Raw genomic sequence first — 24,091 nt, forward strand, 5'->3', positions numbered from 1 at the left:
CAGCCCTCCTCCTTCAAAGGATGAGAATTAGGAGGATGTTTATTCACAGAGGTAAATGCACGATGTATGGCAGATGAATTACCAAAAGACGTGAGAATTTCGTAATGAAACCTACTCAACAAAAACAATTTGACAAGAAGTCGTTCCAAGAAAGCGTAAAGAAACACCTATCTGTAACTTACGCTCATACGATTGAAAACGCAGACAGCCGCGCATGGTACCTAGCAATGGGGCATGCTCTGGCTGAATTTACTACTCTAGATTTGCTTGCGACAGAAGAAGATCCACGCATTAAAAGTGCGAAGAGCGTTAACTACCTTTCGCTAGAATTCCTTATCGGTCGTTTGACGGGTAACAACCTAATCAGCATGGGTCTGTATGAACAAGTAACAGAAGCAATGGCTGAACTGGGTTACAACCTAACTGATCTGCTAGAAGAAGAGCGCGACCCATCATTGGGTAACGGTGGCCTTGGTCGTCTGGCTGCGTGTTTCATGGATTCATGTGCGGCACAAGAATTCCCAACTGTCGGCTATGGTTTACATTACGAATACGGTCTATTTAAACAGTCATTCAAAGATGGTCGCCAGCAAGAAGCACCTGACGCATGGCGCGGTGTAGAAGGCTACCCTTGGGAAATTGCGCGTCCAGAACTTGCGCAAGAGATCGGTTTCTACGGTCACGTTGAAGTGATTAACGAGAACGGTAAAGAGGTTCGCAAATGGGTACCAGGCATGACAGTAAGAGCAATGCCTTGGGATCTTCCAATTGTGGGTTACGAATCAGACACGGTTTACCCGCTACGTCTTTGGGAATGTCAGGCGATTGCACCATTCTCACTAGCAAGCTTTAACAATGGTGATTACTTCGAAGCTCAGCACGCACTGATCGACGCAGGTAACATCACTAAAGTGCTTTACCCGAACGACAACCACGAGAAAGGTAAAACACTGCGTCTAATGCAGCAGTACTTCCACTCAGCAGCGTCTGTACGTGACATCCTACGTCGCCACGAAGCTGCGGGCTACTCGCTAGCGGATCTACCTAAGCAAGAGACTATCCAGCTTAACGATACACACCCAACGATTGCGATTCCTGAACTAATGCGCATCCTGATGGATGAAAAAGGTTTAGCTTGGGAAGCGGCTTGGGAAATCAGCTCTAAGACATTTGCGTACACCAACCACACGCTACTTCCAGAAGCACTAGAGACATGGCCAGAGTCGCTAATCCAGCACCTGCTACCACGTCACATGGAGATCATTTACGAGATTAACCACCGCTTCCTACAAGACGTACGTGCAATGTGGCCGGGTGATGTCGCGAAGCAACAGAAGCTTTCTATCATCGAAGAAGGTTTCCACCGCATGGTTCGTATGGCAAACCTATGTGTAATCGGCTCTTACGCAGTAAACGGTGTAGCAGCACTTCACTCTGAATTGGTTAAGAAAGACCTATTCCCAGAGTTCCACGAAATGTACCCGACACGTCTACACAACGTAACGAACGGTATTACGCCACGTCGCTGGTTGAAGTTCTGTAACCCAGGTCTGTCTCAGCTTATCACTGAGAAAGTCGGCCCAGAATGGCCAGCGAAACTAGAGCAACTTGAAGGTATTGCGAAGTACGCTACTGACGCGACATTCCAAAAAGAATTCATGGCAGTGAAGAAAGAGAACAAAGAACGCCTAGCAACTTGGGTGAAAGAGAACATGGGTATCGAGCTCGATACTAATGCAATCTTCGATGTTCAAATCAAGCGTCTGCACGAGTACAAACGTCAGCATCTAGACTTGCTACACGTACTGTCTCTGTACCACCGTATTCTTAATGAACCAGGTTTTGAGTGTACGCCACGCGTTGTGTTCTTCGCAGCAAAAGCAGCACCGGGTTACCACCTAGCGAAAGAAATCATCTTCGCAATCAATAAGATTGCAGACAAGGTGAACAACGATCCTCGCATCGGTAACAAGCTGAAAGTGGTATTCATCCCTGACTACCGCGTGAGCATGGCTGAAATCATTATCCCTGCGGCTGACGTTTCTCAACAAATCTCGCTAGCGGGTAAAGAAGCATCAGGTACAGGTAACATGAAGATGGCGCTAAACGGTGCGCTAACTATCGGTACAATGGATGGTGCAAATGTTGAGATTCGTGAGGAAGTAGGCGATGAGAACATCTACATCTTCGGTCTAGATGTTGAAGGTGTGAAAGCGCTGAAAGCTCAAGGTTACAACCCATTTGATTACTACAATGCGGATCACTTACTCAAAGCGTCAATGGACTTGCTATTGGGTGAAGAGTTCACACCAGGCCAACCAGGCTTACTGCGTGCCACATACGACAGCCTGCTAGACGGTGGTGACCCATACTTATGTCTCGCGGATTTCGCCTCTTATGTGAAAGCACACGAAGACATGAGCGAACAATATAAAGATCAAGCTGGCTGGGCGAAGAAGGCCATTCTTAATACCGCCCTTGTTGGCAAGTTCACGTCAGACCGCTCAATCCGCGACTACGTGAACAATATCTGGAAACTTGAAGCGGTGAAACGCTAATAGAACCTAGTTAAGACCAAGGTAGCCAAGCGCTACCTTTGGTCATTTTCCAAAAGAAGTTATTGATAACAATAAAACCCTACATGGAAGGTGTTGGTATTACCTTCGGAGAAAGCGATGAAAGAACAAACAGCATTAAAGAAAGTCGCGGAAATGGCGAGATTGGCTGATAGCTATGTCAGTGCTTGGGGAGATGAGGCTAAAGTGTCTGAGGAGACGCTACGCCGCTTGCTCGCTTCGCTTGGCTACGATACTAGCAGTGATGAAAAACTACTGGCTTCTGCTGAAAAGAAACATAAAAAAGACGTACTAGCCCCTGTTCTTGTTTTACGCGACGGCGAACCAGTCGAAGTGGAACTAAACCTAGGTACGAGTGCTCGTGAGAGTGAATTCAGCTGGCGTTTAGAAACAGAACAAGGAGAGGTACTTGAAGGCTATCTTCAGTCCCAAATTGTTCGTGATGAGCGTGCTGAGGGTGGCCCTCTAGTGTTTGCATTGCCAAAGAACTTGGCTTGGGGTTATCACAAACTGATCATCAGTCGTAAGCGTCGTAAAACACCTTACGAGATGTCATTGATCATTACGCCGAAAGCGTGTTTCAAACAAGACGATCTAAACCAACACAAAAAGCTATGGGGTCCTAGTATCCAGCTTTACACACTGCGGACTCAGCATAACTGGGGCATCGGTGATTTTGGTGACCTAAAACAACTGGTGAGTGATATTGCCTCTCGTGGCGGTGACTTCATTGGCTTGAACCCGATTCACTCGCTGTTCCCTGCGAATCCAGAAGGGGCAAGCCCATACAGCCCGTCTTCTCGTCGCTGGCTGAACATCATGTACATCGACGTAAGCTCTGTACCTGAATTCGCGCTAAGTGCAGAAGCACAACAGCGTGTTGGTAGCGCAGAGTTCCAACAACGTTTACAAAAAGCGCGAGACTCTCATTGGGTGAATTACACCGAAGTTTCGCAACTAAAAATGAGCGTTCTTCCGCTACTATTCAGTGAGTTTAAAGCTCGCCATTTAGACAAAAACACCGATCGCGCTCGTGCCTTCTTGGACTTTGTTGAAAAAGGCGGCGACAGCTTGCTACATCAAGCTGCATTCGATGCACTTCATGCTGATTTACATGCAGAAGATGCAAACATGTGGGGTTGGCCTGTATTCCCTGAGAAATACCGCACATTCGACGCAGCTGGTACTCAGAAGTACATCAAGGATAACCAAGATCGTGTTCACTTGTACATGTACCTGCAATGGATCGCAGACGATCAAATCAAAGAAGCGCAAGCGCTAGCCGAAGAAAAAGGCATGGCTGTGGGTTTGTACCGTGACCTTGCGGTTGGTGTTGCTGATTCTGGTAGTGAAACATGGGCTGATGAAGGCGCGCTAGTATTGGATGCAAGCATCGGTGCACCACCAGATGTACTTGGTCCACTAGGCCAAAACTGGGGTCTGCCTCCGCTTAACCCTCAGGTTTTAGAAGCGACTGGCTACGACGCTTACATCAAATTGCTACGTGCTAACATGAAGCATTGTGGTGCATTGCGTATCGACCACGTACTTGGCCTGCTTCGCCTTTGGTGGATTCCAAAAGGCGAGAAAGCGACAGAAGGCGCATACTTGTACTACCCAGTGGAAGACATGCTAGCAATCCTAGCGTTGGAATCTCACCGTCATCAGTGTTCTGTAATCGGTGAAGACTTGGGTACTGTACCTGATGAAATCGTTGATATCCTTCGTGATGCGGGTGTGCATTCGTACAAAGTCTTCTTCTTCGAAACATCAAAAGACGACGGTGGCTTTATTTCTCCGAAGCACTACGCTGAGCAGTCTATGGCTGCGCTGTGTACGCACGATATGCCAACACTACGCGGTTTCTGGCACTGTGATGACTTGAAGATGGGGCGTGAGATTGGTCTGTACCCTGATGAGCAGCAGTTGGAAGGCCTATTCGCTGATCGCTTGAAGTGCAAACAAGGCATTCTAGACAGTGTTCGCTGGCATGGCTATTTGCCAGAAGGCATTGGTCATGATGCTCAGTACGTGCCAATGGATTCATACCTAAGCGAAGCGCTGCAACTGCACGTAGCCGCAGGTGACTCTGCACTGCTTAGTGTGCAGCTTGAAGACTGGCTAGAAATGGATCAACCGGTCAATATTCCTGGTACGGTGGATGAGTATCCAAACTGGCGTCGTAAATTGTCGATGAACCTAGATGAAATCTTCAGCCGTGAAGATGTGAATCGTATTTCTAAACGCCTTACTGAAGTTCGTGCACAGGCGAGTAAGTAAAATGCCTAGAGTGGCGTAGATGGACGAGCTGATTACCAATTTTGTTAGCTCAGAGGTACGAAAGTTCCGTCTAGGTCACTCATTCCTAAAACACAATCCGTTAGGATGAAGTACCGTTATTATGCCCGCGACAATAGCGGGCATTTTTGTATTTTGACGCCGTTTACGCAACGAACGTGAGAAGCGGAGTCTTTTTGTGAGTTCACAACGTTGGCTGTGGAGAAACCGATGTTTGATTCAGATCTCTGGTCTTGAAAAGGATATTGGCTCTAGGGAGAAAGATTTGAAAACCACCAAAACCAAGAAAATAAAGAAACAACACGAACGCGCATACGAACTGCTTGCTGAGGCGGCTTACTCAGATCCATTTGCTGCGCTGGGTCCATTCATTGACGACGAAGCTTCGCTGAGAGTTTGGATGCCGGGCGCAAACAAGGTTGAACTACTTGTTAATGGTGAACCTCGCGTGGCGCTTGAGCGTGATGGCGACAGCGGTTTCATCTTAAAAGAGCAACGCGATTTACACCTGACCCACTACCGTTTAGCGGTCGATTGGAATGGTGTTGAACAAATTATTGATGACCCGTACCAGTATCACAATATCTACCAAGAGTACGAGCATCTGCATACGCCAAAAGACATGTATCACTACATGGGCGCACACTTTGTCACGCTAGAACGTGGCGGTGAAAACATCTCTGGTGTGCGTTTCCTTGTTTATGCACCACATGCATCGGCTGTTAGCCTTGTGGGTTGCTTCAACCAATGGGATGGCCGTCGTCATCCAATGCAACGCCTAGACTACGGTATCTGGGGCCTATTCATTCCTGGTCTGGAAGAGGGGGTACAATACAAATTTGAGCTCAAAGGGCCAAATGGGGAAGGGCTTCCTCATAAACAAGACCCTTGGGGTTTCTACTCTGAGCAATACCCATCGTTCGCGTCCATTACTTACGATCACAAGCGTTACCAATGGCAAGATGCGAAATGGCAAAACCGTGCAGTGACGCAAAAGCGTGATGAAGCGTTATCGTTTTACGAGCTACATGCTGGATCATGGAAGCGCGACGAGAAAGGTGATTTCCTCAACTACCGAGAACTCGCAGAGCAGTTGGTGCCATACCTTGTGGATATGGGCTACACCCACGTTGAGCTGATGCCTGTGTCTGAGCATCCATTCTATGGTTCATGGGGCTATCAACCCGTTGGCTTGTTTGCACCAACTAGCCGCTTTGGCTCCCCTGATGATTTCAAATTCTTCGTGGATGCGTGTCACCAAGCAGGTATCGGTGTTGTGCTGGATTGGGTACCGGCGCACTTCCCATCGGATGATCATGGTTTAGCGAACTTTGATGGTACGCCTCTGTTCCATGATCCAGATCCGCGTCGCGGTTGGCACCAAGACTGGAACTCCTACATTTACGATTTAGGCCGTGAACATGTGCGTCGCTTCCTTGTGTCGAATGCGCTGTACTGGTTTGAACAATTCCATATTGATGGTATTCGCGTGGACGCCGTCGCGTCGATGCTCTATCTCGATTATTCACGTAGCCACGATCAGTGGGTCCCGAACGTTGATGGTGGCAACGAAAACTACGACGCAATCGCAACCTTAAAATGGATGAACGAAGAAGTGTACAAGCACTTCCCGAATGCGATGACGATTGCGGAAGAGTCAACGGCGTTTCCGGGTGTGTCTGCGCCAACCTTTATGGGTGGTTTAGGCTTTGGCTTCAAGTGGAATATGGGGTGGATGCACGACAGTCTTTCATACATCAAAGAAGATCCTGTTCACCGCAAATACCACCACAATACCATCACATTCCCGCTGGTTTATGCGCACAGCGAAAACTACGTCTTGTCTCTCTCTCACGACGAGGTGGTGTACGGAAAAGGCTCTATCCATAACAAGATGCCGGGCGATGAATGGCAGCAAACCGCAAACCTACGTGCATACTACGGTTATATGTATGGTCAACCGGGCAAAAAGCTGAACTTCATGGGCGCGGAAATCGGCCAAACGGCGGAGTGGAACCACGATGATCAGTTGCAATGGTTCTTGCTGGAATACGAACGTCATCAAGGCGTTCAAAAGCTGATGCGCGATTTGAACCACTTGTACCGAAATGAAGCGGCGATGCACGATCAAGATTGTGTTCCTGCTGGTTTTGAGTGGCGTCTACAAGACGAGGCAGATGCAAGCATCCTAGCGCACGAGCGTATCAGTAAAGGGGGTGAGCGTATTCTCATCATCACCAACTTTACGCCCGTACCACACGAGCGTTTCCGTTTAGGTGTTCCAAATGCAGGTCAATACGAACTGCTGCTGAACACGGACGACAGCAAATACGGCGGAAGCGATTTTAAAGTGCTGACCAGTGTGAAAACGGAACAAGTCGAAAGTGAATCACTGCCTCAATCACTTGAGCTTCGTTTGCCTCCACTTTCAACCGTGTTCTACAAGCTGCACAAATAATTTAGTCTAATCAAATTCTAAGCCCGTTTTACATTGTAAATCGGGCTTTTTTTTAACCAAGTTTTCACTAACGATAAACAGACTGCATACTCTATACTTGCATCATATTGTTTTATGAAATCAGGCTAGGTCGGACTTTGAGAAAGATTAAATCCCTTCTGTTCAATATCTTATTGGTGCTTTTGCTTTTACCAGTGATGCTCGTTGGCATAGTGAAATACATCGATCCACCAATTTGGGGATGGAAGATCAGCCGCATAATTTCTCCTCCTGAAGGATTTCCTGAAGAGAGTCAAAATGAATGGGTGCCTTTGAGTGATATTTCTAAACACATTCAACTGGCCGTGATTGCGACAGAAGATCAAAAGTTCCCGACCCATTACGGAGTGGATTTTGATTCCTTGTTTAAAGTGATCTCAGAGTCTGGCGAGAACGGTCCCTCGCGCGGTGCGAGCACGATTACTCAGCAAACTGCAAAGAACGTGTTTCTGTTTCCTTCACACTCTTATGTGCGCAAAGCGTATGAGCTTTATTTTGCTCTGCTGATGGAAGCAATGTGGAGTAAAAAACGCATTCTTGAAGTGTATTTGAATGTGGTGGAGTTTGGTCCAGGTATTTATGGCGCGGAAGCCGCTGCGCAAAACTACTTTGGTATTCCTGCTAAACAACTTTCAACACGCCAAGCAGCAAGGCTTGCGGTGGTGCTGCCAAATCCGTATCGCATCAAAGTTTACCCTCAGACTTCTTACACCATCAGCCGCGTCAATTGGGCGATGAGACAAATGCGTAACCTTGGTAGCGTTCTGCTTTAAACTCCTTTTTACCCTGCTCATAAGTAGAACTACGCCCCCATAAAAGCAAAATGTGAAGCGTCACAAGCTTTAGGGCGTAGCTTTTCAGAATGATGTGCTCAGTTTTTCATCCATTTACTATTAGTGTGAATAAAACTACAACACGAATACTGCGCCTATGCGCAACCAATGGACTGAACGATGAAACTGAATCTGATTACGACTACCTTATTGCTTGCATCGGCAAGTGCCATCGCCGAGCCAAACATCACCATCTCTACCACGACTAACAGCCGTGACTTTCCCTTAAGTGCAGAACAGCCTTTGGTTGTGCCCTTAACCAAAGACGGATACACGCTCAAAATCACGGGCGTTGAGGGCGACTGTGTCGCGCCTGATAGCCAGAAGGTCAAATTCAACAAACCTATCGCGCTGAACTGTGGAAAGCCAACAGAACTGCCATTAAAAATCCGCTTTACTGGCGATTACTCTTTTGCTTTTGATGCGGAAGCGAAAACATTGCGCTTCAAGCGTGAACCTAAGAAAGCCGCGAAGACAGAATTCAAACGCCCAATCCCACAAGTGCAATGTGAGGTTTATCAAGGCGGCGAAGTCACCATTGCGCTGGGTGACAGTTTCCCCGATGGCACCAAGTTGCGTGATGCTTACTCTGGGCAGATGGTCGAAGTAAAAGATCAGCAAGTATCGCTGACGCCAAGCAAAGATTCAGGCGGGTTGGTGCTACTAGAGCCAGTGAAGAAAACCAAAGAAGCAGTGCCGTTTGATTACCGCAATGCCAACATTTACTTCGTGATGGTTGACCGTTTCAACAACGCCGATACCAGCAATGACAACAGCTATGGGCGTAAGAAAGACAGCAAAGAAGAGATCGGCACCTTCCACGGCGGTGACCTAAAAGGCGTGATCGAAAAGCTAGATTACATCAAGAGCCTAGGTACAGATGCAATTTGGTTGTCGCCAATCGTTGAGCAAGTGCATGGTTTTGTGGGCGGCGGCGATAGTGGCTCATTCCCATTTTACGCTTACCACGGTTACTGGACGCGCGATTTCACCAAGATTGATGAGAACTTCGGTAACGAAGATGATCTGAAAAAGCTGGTGGAAGAGGCACACAAACGTGGCCTTAAAGTATTGATGGACGCAGTAATCAACCACACCGGTTACTCGACGTTAGCCGATTTGCAATTTGATGGTATTGAGGTGTTAAAACCAAACGCTGAACTACCTAAGAAGTGGGGGGATTGGCAACCAAAAGCGGGTGAAAACTGGCATAGCTACCACCAGAAGATTGATTACCAGAGTCCAAACTGGGCGAAATGGTGGGGCGGTGACTGGGTAAGAACAGGTCTACCGGGATACCCAGCTCCGGGCAGCAGTGATATCACCATGTCATTGGCGGGTTTGCCTGACTTTATCACTGAATCAGACAAAGCCGTGAAGCCAGCTCAATGGCTATTGGATAACCCTGGCACTCGCGTTGAGGCGCGTGATAATTACACTGTCTCGGACTACCTAATTGAGTGGCAAACTGATTGGGTGAAACGCTTTGGTATTGATGGTTACCGTGTCGACACGGTGAAGCACGTTGAAGGCCATGTGTGGAAACGCTTGAAAGAAGAGGCATCAAGCAGCCTTGAGCAGTGGCGTAAAGAGAACGGTAAGTCAGGTCAGCCATTCTGGATGATGGGTGAAGTATGGGGACATACCGCTTATCGCAGCCCTTACTTTGACGATGGCTTTGATGCGTTGATTAACTTCGACATGCAGAAGAAGTTAGACAAAGGCGCGGCGTGTTTCAGCCAAATGGCAGACACTTACCAAAGCTATGCGGACACTATCGCCAATGAGAAAGACTTTAACCCTGTGAGCTACATGTCTTCTCACGATACCGAGCTGTTCTTCTCTCGCTTCAAAGATTACGGTATGCAGCGTAACGCCGCGAATGCACTGCTTCTGAGTCCTGGTGCTGTTCAGGTTTATTATGGTGATGAAGTTGGTCGTAACATTGGTCCTTACGCGGACGATTTCCACCAAGGCACTCGTTCTGACATGGTATGGAAGCTATCTGATGAGAAGCAAGCGCTGCTCAAACACTGGCAAACTCTTGGTCAGTTCCGTAAAGCGCACCCAGCGATTGGTGCGGGTCAGCATCAAGTAATTGAACAAGAAGGCGCGTACGTGTTCTCTCGCTCGCTTGGCAATGACAAAGTCGTTGTGGCGTTTGTGGGTCGCGACAAGTAGTTAGAACTTCGTTTTAAGCCTAGATAGAAAAAGCCCTTCCTTGAGTTATCAGGGAAGGGCTTTGTTGTATTAGTTCGCCAGTTCTTGGTCGATGACTTTTTCTAGCTCGTCAAACGGCACATAGCCAGGAATGACTTGATCATTAATGATCAACGCGGGCGTGCCGCGTAAACCAAGTTGCGTGAAATACTGATAGTTTTTATCAAGCAACGCCTTGGTCTCTTTGTCGTCGACAAGCTGTGCTTCTGTCCCCGTTTTTTTCGCGATTTGATTTAAGGAACGTGCGTCATGTGCGCCCGGTTTTTTCACCAATAACTCATGCACTTGTTCGTACTTATCTCGCTGGTTTTGCCAAACATTTAATGCGTAACTTGCCGAGTTGTAACCGTTCTTCTCGTATTGTTCTTTAAAAGAGACATTGAGGTTAAGCACTTTTACCTGCGGATATTCCTTACCAACTTTGACCAGCTCTCCTTCTAAACGTTTACAAAAAGGGCAGCTGTAGTCTGTTACGTTAATAATGGTTAACTCAGGGTTTTCAGCACCAAAAGAGGAATGTTTGCCATCACTTAGATATTGACGAACCTCCTTCAAGGTGTCGCCAAATGACTGTTGATACGCAATGTACTCTTGAAGGTTTTGGTGCAATGAATCAAGAATTTGAGGGTTATCTTTTAGTATCTGATTAACTTCCTCTAGCTTTTGTTCTGCGGTCTTTTCTGATGCGAAAGATACGGCAGATACGATAGCCATCGTTAACGCCAAAAGTGTACGAGTGAATGTCATAATATTTCCTAAAACTTTTAAATTTCGTTGTTTGTTATGTGAAGTGAATAAAATATGTACAAAAGTCAGGCAGAAAGGTCTCTCGCCTTGCTGGCTTTATTCTCTAAACACGCAAAGTTTTAGGTGAACCCGATACTTTTCCGGTATCGGTTCTGTGTATTCCAGATAACGAATTGCTGTGGTTGTCATCGGCAGCGCCACAATCAAAGCAAACAGAAAAAATGGAATAAGAATATGATCAAACTGATGTTGGTACGCTTGAACCAGCTTTTCTGAAAGGTCGCAAGATGGTGATAAATTCACACTCTCATCTTGCTGACTCTGTATTTGGTGAGCCTTCGGGCAGCTTTTCGAGAAACCAGAATTTTGGCTTAAGCATATCATCACCACCCAAAGCACGAGGGCGAGTGTCCATTTGGCTATTTTATATTGTGAGCGTAACAATGGGTCGTATAGTCCTGTTAATTCTGGTTTATGCCGTTTACATATGACCGGGCCATCCTAACCTAAATTTCGTGGCTGAATGTTACTTTCGAGTTAATCGATATTGCCTCAATGCCAAAGTATGAAGTACGTCATGAATGTTGTAGAAAGCAATATTCGTCAGAATCATTTGTTGAGTTGATGAAGAAGTCGTGAGCTATCGATATAGATTAAAATACCTAATTGTTGGCACAAATTTTTATTATCTTTCAATTGTGATTGGAATCATAAAACAAAACTTCATAACTGAGTCGCGATAATGTTCGGCAGGCGGATTGATTTTGATCATCTCTCTAGCACATTATTCAGGTGAACATATGTGTTAAGTTCCACATGTGTAGGTAATGTTATGAAAATTCCTGTTCAAACTGAGCGTAAAGTTACACTGGGGTGCTACGTTGCTCTGGCGTTTGCGGTTGTGTTCTTTTCTGGCCTGATGCAATCTAGCGAATGGTACGGTGTATTCGATTTTACAACGCTCAATGGCTCTTTCGGCAAGGTGGCGTATGGTGTCACCGAAACGGCTGACGGTGTGCAAGTTGCAACAACGTCGCTTCGCGGTACTGGTGGTAGCGGTGCTCGCGACGGTTTCATTTTCGCACTTACTTTGATTCCAACTGTTATGTTCGCCTTAGGTATGATCAACGTACTTGAGCACTACGGTGCACTTGAAGCAGCTCGTAAGCTTCTTACTCCTCTTCTACGTCCTCTAATGGGCATCCCTGGTAACTCTGGTCTGGCTTTAATTGCTTCTCTACAAAGTACCGATGCAGGTGCGGCAATGACGCGTCAGCTAAAAGATGAAGGTCACCTAACTAAGCGTGAAACGGACGTATTTACCATGTTCCAGTTCACTGCAGGTGCAACCATCGTGAACTTCTTCTCATCGGGTGCTGTGCTGTTCACACTGACGATGGCTGACGGCTCTCTAGCAGTAACTTCTTCTATTGGTTTGGCGGTTGTGGTGATGTTCGCGTTTAAGATCATTGGTGCGAACCTGTTCCGTATCTACCTAAACATGACGGAAGGTAACGAAGACAAGCAAGACCAAAACAAATCAGAGAACCTAAAAGAGGAGACGGCATAATGGGTGACGTTAAAGCGAAAAAACCAATGGTGACGGATATCTTCGTCGAAGGTGCTAAGAAAGGTTGGGTGATTGCGACTACCTCTACGGTTCCTAACGTATTAATGGCGTTCGTTATCATCAAAGCGCTGCAAATCACTGGTGCGCTGGATCTGATGGGCACGGTGTTTTCTCCAATCATGGCGGTGTTTGGTCTTCCGGGTGAAGCTGCAGCGGTATTGATCGGTGCTTGGATGTCGATGGGTGGCGCAGTGGGGGTGGTTATCACGCTGTTTGACCAAGGTATCCTTAACGGCACGCACATTGCGATTCTAGCGCCTGCCATCTACCTTATGGGCTCTCAAGTTCAGTACATGGGTCGTATCATGGGCCCAATCGGTACTGAAGGTCGTTACATCCCAGTTATGATTGCAATCTCAGTATTGAACGCGTTTGGCGCAATGCTGGTGATGAATCTGTTTGTCTAGGAGTGAGTCATGCAATTCTCTCTAAATGAATATCTAGAAGAGCTACGTCCGCTAATCAATGTGGATTGTGGCACTTACACGACTGATGGCATCGAGTTCATCGCTTCTCAATTTGAAGATAAGTACCAAGCGATGTCAGGTTGGAGCGTAAAACGCATCGACTGTGGCAGAGCGGGTGTTGGTCTTGAAGTTCGAAACAAGCCGGAAGCTGAGCAAATCGATGTGATGCTAATTGGTCACATGGATACGGTGTTCCCTGTGGGTACCGCTGAGCTTCGTCCAATGTTTCAAGATGCAGAGAAAGCGTACGGTCCAGGTGTGTCTGACATGAAATCTGGTTTGCTGAACATCGTGTACGCGATGCGTAATCTAGACCAAGCGGTGTTGGATAAGCTGTCTATCGCTATCTGCATGAACCCAGATGAAGAGACGGGCTCTCTGAACTCTGTGGATTGGATTCAATCAGTAGCGAAAAACGCTAAGAATGTACTGGTTGCAGAAGCGGCACGTGCAGACGGTGGTTTAGTGAAAGCGCGTAAAGGCATGGCTCGCTACAAAATGACCTTTAATGGCGTTGCTGCTCACGCAGGGAACGAGCCAGAAAATGGCCGCAGCGCAATCACTGAGATGGCGAATTGGATTCTAGCAGTCAATGCAATGACCAACTTTGAATCTGGTACCACACTGAATGTCGGTATTGTTTCTGGTGGCAACGGAGCGAACATCGTCCCTGAGCACGCTGAAGCGATCGTGGATGTGCGTTTCTGGAGCAACGAAGAATACGATGATGTCGATAGCAAGCTAAACGGCATGCTGGAAACACCATTCGTTGATGGCGTGAGCATTGAGTTGGTTAGTGAAGCGTATAAGCCTTCTATGGTGCCAAGCCCACAAACAGAAAGCTTAATGACATTAGTTGAAGAAGCGGCAAGTGAACTGGCGATCGACATCAACTGGAAAGAAGTCGGTGGCGGCTCTGATGCAAACAATACGGCGATTCTTGGCGTTCCAACTTTGGATGGTCTAGGACCTATCGGTGCGGGCTTCCACAGCGATCAAGAGTACTTGTTGCTTGAGTCTATCGAACCGCGAATCAAAATGCTGATGCGTGTACTGGAGAAGATAGCTCAGTAGTGCACTCGACAACTTAGTTCCCAACATCACGATCCCCAGACTTCGGTTTGGGGATTTTCTATCTGTGTTTTTGTTTCACTTTACTATCATTTCTTGTTATTAATCTTGCGTTCAGGTTCGATTTATTAATATGTTGGCCACAGTCATAAATTTCGGAGGCAACGATGACCACAACAATGTCTGTAAAATCGGCGCCGAAAGACGCCAAAGATCAAACGATGCAAGCGCCAGATGAGAAAACATTCTGGCGAAAAATGAAAGGGTCGGTTAAGAAAGCGGGTGAAGAAATTGCCGTAATGGGCATTAAATCATGGCTCGCGATGACAGATTCTAACACCTCTGTTCGCCATAAGGCGATTTTAGGTGGTGCGCTGGCATACTTTGTCCTACCAACAGATATGGTGCCAGACGTACTCGCTGGCGTCGGTTTTACCGATGACATGGCAGCACTTACCTTAGCCGCGAACTCAGTCGGTAATGCCATCACCGACGAGCATGAAGAACAAGCGAGAGAAAAGCTGAATTCGATGGCGGATTAGAAAGAGTATTTCTAGACGCGGAGAAAACAAAAGCCCCGATGTTTCCATCGGGGCTTTCTTTTAGACAGGACTATATAATTTCAGAATGGTAATCGTAGAACGATTTAGGCGTCAGCGCGTTTAAGATGCACTTCTTCTTCGGCTACGCCTGCCATTGGGTCGTTGAAGCGAGCTTCATCCAATGCACCTTCTGATTTCGCAACGATGACGGTTACAGCACTGTCACCAGTGATATTTACCGCGGTACGAATCATATCAAGAAGACGGTCAACACCCATGATGAGCGCGATACCTTCAAGTGGCAGACCAACTTGGTTCAATACCATAGCAAGCATTACTAGGCCAACACCAGGGACACCCGCAGTACCGATAGATGCAAGTGTTGCGGTCATGATAACCATCATGTAATCGCCCATGCTCAAATCAATATTGAATGCTTGAGCAATAAATGCGGTTGCGACACCTTGCATGATGGCTGTGCCGTCCATATTCACAGTTGCACCTAGAGGAACAGTGAATGATGAGATACGGTTATCTACGCCCATGCGGTGTTTTGCTGTTTCCATTGTCACTGGAATGGTCGCGTTCGATGAAGCTGTAGAAAAAGCAAACATGATCGCGTCTTCCATCTTACGTAGGAACGTAATTGGGTTTAGACCTGTGAAACCTTTTAACATTAAGCTGTAAGTAACTAGACCGTGTAGGACAAGCGTACTAGCCAGTACTAAGAAGTACTCTGCCAGATTGACGATCGCGCCCAGACCAAGACCAGTAAATAGCTTCGCCATTAAGAAGAACACCCCATAAGGCGCCAAGTTCATCAAAATCGCGACCAGTTTCATGATCACTTCATTCAGATCAGAGAAGAATGCTGCGATGCGTTCGCCTGGTTTACCCGCTGCACTGATCGCGATACCGAATAGCACGGCGAACACGATAACTTGCAGAGTTTTACCTTCTGCCATTGCGCTGATTGGGTTGGTCGGGAACATATCGATGATCACCTGACCTAAAGATGGCGCTTCGGCTGATTTGAATGAACTTGCTGCCGTTAGATCTGCCCCTGCCCCTGGCTGAAATAGAGTACCCATAGTTAGAGCAAGCGTAATCGCGATAGCCGTTGTCGTAACGTAGAAAGCGAGGGTTTTACCGCCCATGCGACCCAGTGTAGAGAGGTCTTTGAGAGAGCTAGTACCACAAACTAACGAAACAAATACTAGCGGTACAACAAGCATTTTTAAGCTGGCAACGAAGATCTGTCCACCAACTTCGAATAATCCATTAACAATGTATGCGTCGACAAATCCGTTGTCGGCAAAAAGTGTGCGAATTGCAAATCCTGTCAAGATACCCGCAACCATACCTAAAATTACGCGGCTGGTAAGCGACATCGGTTTCTTGGTATTCATGAGAACACTCCTTATAGTTATGCACCTTGAGTTCACTTCAAAGCGGCGAGCAGATTAGCAGCGGAGTGAGAAAATACGAAAGAATAATCCTCTAAATGGTTAATAGATGTGAACTTTATCACTAATAAAAATGGGATTTTAACCAAATATTAACGAATTGGCCGGATGAAAAGTTTGTATTTTAACACTTTTATCGAATATACAACCGATAACAAAGAGGATTTACAATAAATTTTAATAAGAGATAGAGTGCATACTCTCTTGGAGTGGATGCATTTCTGCATAACTATTTAAGTTATATTCAGGCTAGCGGTCGCTTCTTTAGGGATAATTTAGTATTGAGTGTTCATCAGAGCCAACGAACCCTTTATGCTTTCATATTTGTCAACTCAATGATGGTTGGCAAGTGTAGTTAGTTGGAGGTGATCCCAGCTCCAATAACTTTGACTGGTATTTTTAATCCCTCCAATCCAATAGCATTGTTTCGCTCGTATTAAGCCTTCCAAACACTGCTTGCCAGCCTCAGTGATACGGACGCTTTGTTCCCACCAGTGCCTTTCACGTGGCTCAATCGTGATCAAAGGTGTTTGACACTGTGCTAGAGGGAGGAGTAACGCGTAAAACATCACGTCTCCTAGGTAAGGAAGAGGTTCTAGTTGTTGATATTGCTCAAACCAATCTTTGATGGGAATTGAACGATTTTGCGAGCTCAAGACCTTTAGTGCGAGGTGTTGTGTCAAGCTCAATCCAGTTTGTGAATTAGGTAACTCTTGCAAATGGCGTTTAAGCACGTTGAATATATTGGGCAAGCAATCCAGGTTATGCTGCTGAATCAAATTAACTATGGAAATAGGTGTCGGTGATGTAATAGCGTGCCAACACCGTTTAGCCTGACTGAATAATTTTGCTGTCACAGGTTTACGGTATCGCCAACAAGAACGAATAGCTTCTTCAGGCAACTGCCCAAAGCCGATGAATCGTTCAGTGCCCGGGAACTGGTTCAACTCAATGATCTCTATCACTTTATTCTCTACATTCTCTAACTGTGTTAGAGCACGAATTAGCATCAATTGATCATAACTGTCATGTTCGACCCAAAAGACGATTCGTTCAAATACATCACTTTGCAACAGATCGAGGTTTGATTGTTCCAATGTGACTATATCTTGAACCGAGTCTTCACGCTTCATCACGGGCAGCAGAGTCTCTACGACATATTGGGCACGAATGGCAAGGAAGTTCTGCGGTGTTGCTGGTATGGGGCCAATACAAAGCGGATCGATCAGGGCTAAAAATGTCCCTTCAAATCCGCTGGCTTTAAGTTGTTGTTGAATGTCGTGGCCACAACGAACGTGTAGCGTTTTTACTTTTGCATCTAGGGGCGGTTTTTGTTCTTTGATGGCTAGTTTGTGCGCTTCTAGCTCTTCGACATGAGCTTTTAGTTTACTCCAACTGGATAAGCCCAGTTCTCTTGCGAGTGCATGTTGAACGTCAGCCAATTGAATTGTATTGGGAGCCAAAGATTCTGGTTTGGAGTGAAATCGCTTAACTAACTCCAACGTGGCGTCATCGTATAGGCGGATAGCTTTGAGCCTTTTTTTAGCAATGGATTTTTGCTGATTGATATTGATCGAGAAGCTATTTGTAGAGTTCATATTTCACCTTTCTTATTTCTTCCACACTCGCCTAAATAGAAGCTAAAAAGAAGGTAAAAACAGATTGTGCCTGCTAAACCAAGCAGGTGAGGATATTGCCGTGAACCGAGTTCTTTCCGCGAGTGTTGGGTGCTTTAGGCATGAGCAGAGTGATAGTAGGTGGTCGCTATCCTTCGTGCAACCTTTTGTGAGAGTGTAGCGTCACAAAATGGCCGTTTCTCTATGTTTAGGGAGAATCAATAGGCGATAACACTAGCGATTCAACTCAATACCACTGTTGCTAGACTCGAGTTTCTACACTTTTGAGTAAAATACGATAAAGCGCTTGAGTCGCAGGACCACTTTTGGCTCCTTTGGGCAAAGTGAGGTGCAGCGCAACTTGATATTGATGGGAGTGTTCGAGCTCCAATACTTTAATTTTATCGCTCTTTCGGGCTGAGACTAAGTGCGCTGGTAGCCGACAAAACCCAACGCCTTGCTCTACGGCGTGAAAAGCGTGGTCGAAGTTATCGACGGTAATACGCTGACGTGCGCGTAACCAACCCACATCTCTTTTCGTTTTGTCTGAATCACCTAAGTCACGGATGACAATTTGGCTGGTGGTTGCAAAATCGTCGATGGAAACATGCGGCTTTTTAGCGAGTGGATGGTGTGCTGCGATTACAGGCAGCATGGTTGTTACGCCAAATGCTTCGGCAGGGTAGTTGGTTATCGGTAAGTTGATGATTGCGATGTCAGCGAGCTCATTTACGACCATTTCGGTTGTTTTGCTCAGTGACGTTTCAACCACTTGAACGGAGGTCGTGTTGTTGTCCTCCAAAAATTGACTGAGTGGTGCATAAAGCCAACAAGGGTCACAAAGATGATCTACTGCGACCGTGATTTGAGATTCCACACCACTTTTTAACTGCTCGCTGATGACTTCTAGTTCCCGCGCTTGTTCAAGCATGGATTGTGCACGACGCAGTATGGTTTTGCCGTGCTCTGTCAAACCCGCTTTGCGCCCTCGTACTTCGATAAGTTGAATACCAAGTTGGTCTTCTAACTTCCTCACCGAGTAGATCAATGTGGTATGGCTCTTGTTGAGCAGTAAAGCTGCGGATTGAATGCTGCCTTCTTGATTAATCGCTTGTAGCGTTTGCCATTGTTCTAAGGTCGTTTTTAGTCTCATGAGTCAATTTTTTAGACAGTTAATGGCGAAATTATGAACTTTTCTGTCAGTTTTATAAAGGTAATAATCTTGTCATCGAAAACGAGTCAATAAGAAGAGGAGACTCAAGATGGCGAAATTATTGCAAGTTGATTTTGAATTTCATGGTCCGTTTGGTGACGAGATGTCGAATGCTCTGGTCGACTTAGCTAAGTCGATTAACCAAGAGCCGGGCATGATTTGGAAAATCTGGACGGAAAGCGAAAAAGACAAACTCGGTGGTGGTATCTATCTTTTTGAAGATGAAGCCACGGCGCAAGCTTATCTCGAAACGCATGCCGCACGCTTACGAAAAATGGGCGTAGTCGAAGTACGAGGTCAAATTTTCGATATCAATGTGCCGTTAACGACGCTCAATCAAGGGCCTATTAGAGGATAAGGAGATGATGACCAACCGCACTTTTCTAACCGTTCATGGTGTCGTATATACGGTATTCGCTTTTGCGTTGTTTTTTGTACCAACCATAATGTGGCCGATGTATGGAGTACAAATTAACGACCAGTACGCGCTGTTTTTATCGCAGCATACTTCGATCTTTTTAGGTGGAATCGCAGCGGTGAGTTTGATGTTACGTAATGTGGAATCAGGGCATACTGCGAAACAGCTGTTTAAAGCATTATTGATTACTAATGGCTTAGGGGCAGTGATTACTACCTATGCCGGCATTATCGGAGTATTTGTCGGTTTTGGTTGGAGTGACCCAATATTCTTTGTCTTGCTTAGTTTGATTACGTACAAGCAATTAAGAGTGCAATAGAAAAAGCCCTGCTGTTTCTAGCAGGGCTTTGTCATATTTGGTTTAATTAGCGATCTAAATTCAAGTTATGATTCGCTTTTGTACGCGTAGTTATAGTAGCCGTATCCATAGCCGTATGAGTTAGATGCTTTTTTCTCAACTGCATTGAGAATCACACCTTTAACTTCAACGCCTGATTGCTCGAAGCGACCTTGCGCGACTTCAATCTCCTTCAAAGTCGTTTGATCAAAACGAGCGACCATCAGAGTTGTTCCTGCAAGCGCGCCAACAATGCTTGGGTCGGTAACTGCGAGTACAGGCGGCGTATCGATGATGACTAGATCGTATTGTGCAGACATCTCGTCAACAAAGCTCTTGAAGCGAGGGTGCATAAGAAGTTCTGACGGATTTGGTGGTACTTGGCCGCGAGTCACAACATCTAAATTATCAATGGATGTAGATTTAATGATGTTGCTAAGGGATGTCTTACCGCTCAAGTAATCAGAAAGACCGTTGTCCCAGCGTAGACCGAAGCATTGCTGCAAATAACCTTTACGCATATCCGCATCAATAAGCAGCACTTTCTGACCGGTTTTCGCAGCGACGGCCGCAAAGTTGGTCGATACAAATGTTTTGCCGATAGATGGTGCAGGACCTGAAATCATAAGAACGTTATTCTTCGCTTCCATCATTGCAAAGTGCAAGCTAGTGCGAAGACTACGTAGAGCCTCAATGGAAAGATCGGCTGGGTTAGCTTCCGCTAGAAGGACTAGCTCATTGTTGCTGCCTTTGTTGCGCTTAAGCTTGTTTGCAAATTCCAGTTGTTGAATAGATTTTGGAACGCTTGCGTAAACTGGCATGCCAATCTGTTCAATTTGATCTGGTGTTTCCACACCACGGTGGAATGCTGCACGAATTAATACGAAAGCCACGCCTGCCATACCGCCAAGCAGTGTTGCTAGCACAACGATAAGCGCTTTTTTCGGCTTGATTGGCTTAGAGAAAGATTGAGCGTTATCTAAGATTCGAACGTTGCCAACTGTTCCGGCTTTAATAATGTTGAGCTCTTGAACCTTGTTCAATAGTTGGATGTAGATTTGTTGGTTTACTTCTACATCGCGTGTCATACGTAGAACTTCACGCTGTGTTTTCGGTAACTTTTGAACTTGTTTATTAAGACGTTCTTTCTCTTTTAATAGTGTTTCACGTTTATCAAGTAGCGACTTATAAGCTGGGTGATCCTGTGTGAAGCGTTGGCTGATCTCACTTTCTTTGAATGTAAGCTCATTTAGCTGTGCTTCTAACTCAACCATTACTTTCAGCGTTGACTGAGCTTCAAGGCCTAAATCGATAGATTCATTTTCTTGACGGAATCGATTTAAAACGTCTTCAGAAGCGGTCAGTTTTGTTTTGATGTCTGGGAGGTGACCTTTCAAGAACTCGAGGCTTTGCTCTGCCTCTGCAGAATTTCTTTGAACGTTTTGTAAGAAGTAGTTTTGGCTAATGTCGTTCAAGATATCTTGAATCTTAGCGCGGTCTTCACCAGAGAAGCTTAAAGATATAATCCCGGTTTGCTTACCACGTTCGCTAATCGATAAGTTTTCTTGAAGTTTATTAATTGCATCTAATTTACTGATTTTGCTGACCGTGAATGAGTCACCAGTTTGAGCCACAAGTTCAGTCGCCAAAAACTGGTATCCATTCTTCTCAAGCAGTTCACCAACTTTACCTTCTAAAATGACGTTATTGTCATCTTCTAAGAGCCTGAACGTCTGTTTTTCAGAATCAATAACTTCAAGAGTTAAAGGAACGCCAACTGCGTAAGAAGGAGCATTAAATCGTGAAACGCTCAGACTGATTTGCTCACCTTGTAGTCGAGCGAGGCCTTTACCAATAATTGGCATGTAGTTTGGAGAAACGACAGTCGTTAAGTTGAACTTATCAACAGTACCGCCCAAGATCATACGAGATTTGATGATCTCTATTTCTGTTGTCGCTGATGATTCTGCTGAAAACAGCTCTCCCATATCACCAACCATCGCTGAAATACCACCTGAACTCTTACTTTCGATTTGGATAAGAGCGTCAGCTTTATAGATAGGTGTTGATAGCATGGCAACGCCGACGCCTATAATTGAAAATAGGACTACGGTACATAGAATGAGCCATTTGGCATCGAGAATGATCCCAAATAACTTTCCCAAATCGATCTCATCGTCGGCTTGACGTGATTGCTTAATAGTTTGTGTTGTCATTACTTTAACTTCTTAAATACCTTGCCATTGGCGTTTATTTAGCCTTGCGGCTTATAGTTTTTGAGACCACGCTTTTGCTGCTTTTTCTATAAGCGTATATGCATGTTCGAAAGCTTCTCTACTTTGTCTGTATGGATCAGGGATGTTTTTTTCATTTATCCACTGTCCAAACAGCATCGTTTTACCTCGTGCCTCAGGAGCGATTTTGGTTAAGGCTTCTAAATGACCTTTTTCCATAACCAATATCAGATCGTATTGAGCGCAAAGCTCAGGTGTTAATTGTCGTGCTTCGTGTCCATCTAAGCTTACGCCATGTTCGTTCGCGATAGTGGTTGCCATCTCGTCAGCAGCTTTTCCCGTTAGATGGCTCTTATCTACTGCGATTCCTGCTGATGCGACATGTTTGTTTGGTAGTAAAGACTGCAAAAGCCGCTCTCCTGTTGGAGAGCGGCAAATATTACCGACACAGACGACAAGAATATTAGAAAACAAATGCTTACCCTACTTTAAGTTGTATGCTTATGATCTCAACTGAATTGCTGGCTTCTTTATATTGCGCAATTGAGCTGAGTAGCTATCGATTACGTGCCGCAAGAGATAATTTCTTGCGGCACGTTGTTTTACGGCCAAGTGCGTACTCGTAGTACACCTTCAGTTAGTTCATTAAAGCCGGAAATGGTTGGAACGAGCTGAGCAATCACACGATTCCAACGACTAACAGGTGCAGCCGTCACATAGACTATGTCGTAAGGGTTGAGATCAAACTCAGTACCAATCACCAAAGCAGAAGCGTCAGAAACATCTAGCTGATAAATGTCCGCCATTTTAGCTTCTTCTTTTGAACGTCTGATGACAAACACACCGGTAGCATCTGCGGAGATTTCACTGATACCACCAACGCTGCTAAGAGCCTCAGTAAGGCTCATGCCGCTACGATCAATTTTGAGTAATTTCGGATCGTTAACCTCGCCCATAACAAATACTTTTTGCGCATCGTTTCGAGGAATATGAACAATATCGCCAGGCTTTAGAAGGCGGTTTTGAGTTAAATCGCCTTGTTGCATCAGAGCATACAAAGAGACGTTTTCAACAACGCCATTGCGTGTCAGTGTCGCATTACGCCAATCAGCCTCGGCAGCCAGTCCGCCAGCTCTATTCACAGCATCTAGAAGTGTAAGGGGGATGTTTGTAATTGGTTGTTGTCCTGGCTTGTTAACTTCGCCAGTTACATAAGTCTTTTTAGAGCGAAATGCCGCAACGCTTACATCGACCTGTGGGCTCTCAATGTATTTTGCAAGGCGGCTTGCAATGTCTGCACGAATCTGACGTACGTTTTTGCCTTCAACATGTACGACACCTATGTAAGGGTAGAAGATCGTGCCATCCGAATGCACCCAGTTACCCGCTTCGGCTGAGCTTCGGTATGAGCCCGCTGGGATCGTTAGCTCTGGGTGATCCCAAATAGTGATATTTAGGATATCGCCAGGTCCTACTTCGTATTCATATTTTGCGATTTCAATATCTAACTCTGGGTTTGGTTTTGAAAAAGGGTCCACTGAATTTAAAGACGTTACGCGCTCCAAAGTTAAGGGATAAACGGTAACCTGAGACTCTATATCACTCGATTCAGTGCTCATGACTGTTTTGTCACTGACCGAAAGGTGGCTACCAGGCAAAGTACACCCTGTAAGAAGGATAGGAAGTACTGATATCCCCAAAAATTTATTAAATGTGTTCATTGGTTTATAACTACCGAAAGAAAGTTTGCCGACTGAAATTGATTCATTCTAATTGAGCTGCATTTCATCAATATTGATGATTTACTGCAGTTTTAAGCCTTTAGAAAGCGAGTCCATTCAGAATTATTTGTGTAATAAACACTCCAAATGGCTGCTAGCGACTTAGAGCTCTTAGTTTCATTAATGAAGGTGTGAAAATCCGACC

At 45.6% G+C, this 24,091-nt stretch carries 19 protein-coding genes; 11 read left to right on the plus strand and 8 right to left on the minus strand.

Annotated features, from left to right (window positions below; all coding sequences use genetic code 11):
* Positions 1–104: 104 nt before the first annotated feature.
* The 5 genes from R7190_RS01155 to R7190_RS01175 all read left to right on the plus strand — a co-directional run bounded on the left by R7190_RS01155 (position 105) and on the right by R7190_RS01175 (position 10,385).
* Complete coding sequence (locus R7190_RS01155; RefSeq protein WP_005374836.1) at positions 105–2,558, plus strand: glycogen/starch/alpha-glucan phosphorylase; 2,454 nt, start codon at positions 105–107, stop codon at positions 2,556–2,558.
* A 117-nt stretch (positions 2,559–2,675) separates the two neighbouring features.
* Positions 2,676–4,856 (plus strand): 4-alpha-glucanotransferase, encoded by a 2,181-nt coding sequence (gene malQ / locus R7190_RS01160; RefSeq protein ID WP_005374838.1) that lies wholly within the window; start codon positions 2,676–2,678, stop codon positions 4,854–4,856.
* A 232-nt stretch (positions 4,857–5,088) separates the two neighbouring features.
* On the plus strand, positions 5,089–7,332 hold the full coding sequence (gene glgB / locus R7190_RS01165; protein WP_186585617.1) for a 1,4-alpha-glucan branching protein GlgB: 2,244 nt from the start codon (positions 5,089–5,091) through the stop codon (positions 7,330–7,332).
* Between the two features lie 137 nt (positions 7,333–7,469).
* Complete coding sequence (mtgA, locus tag R7190_RS01170; RefSeq protein ID WP_186585601.1) at positions 7,470–8,144, plus strand: monofunctional biosynthetic peptidoglycan transglycosylase; 675 nt, start codon at positions 7,470–7,472, stop codon at positions 8,142–8,144.
* Positions 8,145–8,324: 180 nt separating this feature from the next.
* Positions 8,325–10,385, plus strand: coding sequence for an alpha-amylase (locus R7190_RS01175; protein ID WP_186585602.1), 2,061 nt, complete (start codon positions 8,325–8,327; stop codon positions 10,383–10,385).
* 69 nt (positions 10,386–10,454) lie between these two features.
* On the opposite strand, the gene R7190_RS01180 is transcribed toward R7190_RS01175, so the two are convergent.
* Both R7190_RS01180 and R7190_RS01185 read right to left on the minus strand, forming a co-directional pair.
* A complete protein-coding gene (locus tag R7190_RS01180; protein WP_005384623.1) occupies positions 10,455–11,171 on the minus strand; it encodes a DsbA family protein in 717 nt (238 codons plus the stop codon).
* Between the two features lie 96 nt (positions 11,172–11,267).
* Positions 11,268–11,555: a hypothetical protein gene (locus R7190_RS01185; RefSeq protein WP_049872671.1), complete on the minus strand. Its 288-nt coding sequence runs from the start codon at positions 11,553–11,555 to the stop codon at positions 11,268–11,270.
* A 448-nt stretch (positions 11,556–12,003) separates the two neighbouring features.
* Between R7190_RS01185 and R7190_RS01190 the strand changes: the two genes are divergently transcribed.
* From R7190_RS01190 to R7190_RS01205, 4 genes are all read left to right on the plus strand, one after another.
* Positions 12,004–12,741 carry a nucleoside recognition domain-containing protein gene (locus tag R7190_RS01190; RefSeq protein ID WP_186585603.1) on the plus strand — a complete coding sequence of 246 codons (738 nt, stop codon included), beginning with the start codon at positions 12,004–12,006 and terminating at the stop codon, positions 12,739–12,741.
* A complete protein-coding gene (locus tag R7190_RS01195; protein ID WP_005374849.1) occupies positions 12,741–13,208 on the plus strand; it encodes a YjiG family protein in 468 nt (155 codons plus the stop codon). Before R7190_RS01190 ends, R7190_RS01195 begins: the two co-directional genes overlap by 1 nt.
* Before the next feature lie 9 nt (positions 13,209–13,217).
* Positions 13,218–14,342, plus strand: a complete 1,125-nt coding sequence (locus tag R7190_RS01200; RefSeq protein ID WP_186585062.1) for a M20 family metallopeptidase — start codon at positions 13,218–13,220, stop codon at positions 14,340–14,342.
* A gap of 164 nt (positions 14,343–14,506) precedes the next feature.
* Positions 14,507–14,881: a YkvA family protein gene (locus R7190_RS01205; RefSeq protein ID WP_053303903.1), complete on the plus strand. Its 375-nt coding sequence runs from the start codon at positions 14,507–14,509 to the stop codon at positions 14,879–14,881.
* Positions 14,882–14,985: 104 nt separating this feature from the next.
* Here the strand turns inward: R7190_RS01205 and R7190_RS01210 are convergent, their stop codons facing one another.
* The 3 genes from R7190_RS01210 to R7190_RS01220 form a co-directional block, all read right to left on the minus strand.
* On the minus strand, positions 14,986–16,290 hold the full coding sequence (locus R7190_RS01210; RefSeq protein WP_186585063.1) for a dicarboxylate/amino acid:cation symporter: 1,305 nt from the start codon (positions 16,288–16,290) through the stop codon (positions 14,986–14,988).
* 389 nt (positions 16,291–16,679) lie between these two features.
* Positions 16,680–17,945, minus strand: coding sequence for a DUF1835 domain-containing protein (locus tag R7190_RS01215; RefSeq protein WP_186585064.1), 1,266 nt, complete (start codon positions 17,943–17,945; stop codon positions 16,680–16,682).
* 280 nt (positions 17,946–18,225) lie between these two features.
* The gene (locus tag R7190_RS01220) at positions 18,226–19,116 is read right to left on the minus strand and encodes a LysR family transcriptional regulator (RefSeq protein ID WP_033906667.1); all 891 of its coding nucleotides are present in this window, start codon (positions 19,114–19,116) and stop codon (positions 18,226–18,228) included.
* A gap of 109 nt (positions 19,117–19,225) precedes the next feature.
* Between R7190_RS01220 and R7190_RS01225 the strand changes: the two genes are divergently transcribed.
* Positions 19,226–19,534, plus strand: coding sequence for a monooxygenase (locus tag R7190_RS01225; RefSeq protein WP_186585065.1), 309 nt, complete (start codon positions 19,226–19,228; stop codon positions 19,532–19,534).
* A 7-nt stretch (positions 19,535–19,541) separates the two neighbouring features.
* Positions 19,542–19,913 carry a hypothetical protein gene (locus R7190_RS01230; RefSeq protein WP_017634450.1) on the plus strand — a complete coding sequence of 124 codons (372 nt, stop codon included), beginning with the start codon at positions 19,542–19,544 and terminating at the stop codon, positions 19,911–19,913.
* A 65-nt stretch (positions 19,914–19,978) separates the two neighbouring features.
* Here R7190_RS01230 and R7190_RS01235 read toward each other — a convergent pair whose 3' ends face one another.
* From R7190_RS01235 to R7190_RS01245, 3 genes are all read right to left on the minus strand, one after another.
* Positions 19,979–22,147: a polysaccharide biosynthesis tyrosine autokinase gene (locus R7190_RS01235; protein ID WP_186585067.1), complete on the minus strand. Its 2,169-nt coding sequence runs from the start codon at positions 22,145–22,147 to the stop codon at positions 19,979–19,981.
* A gap of 51 nt (positions 22,148–22,198) precedes the next feature.
* Positions 22,199–22,639, minus strand: a complete 441-nt coding sequence (locus R7190_RS01240) for a phosphotyrosine protein phosphatase (protein ID WP_085569411.1) — start codon at positions 22,637–22,639, stop codon at positions 22,199–22,201.
* Between the two features lie 128 nt (positions 22,640–22,767).
* The gene (locus tag R7190_RS01245) at positions 22,768–23,886 is read right to left on the minus strand and encodes a polysaccharide export protein (protein ID WP_017820139.1); all 1,119 of its coding nucleotides are present in this window, start codon (positions 23,884–23,886) and stop codon (positions 22,768–22,770) included.
* Positions 23,887–24,091: the final 205 nt, after the last annotated feature.

This window comes from Vibrio sp. 1078-1, assembly GCF_033340475.1.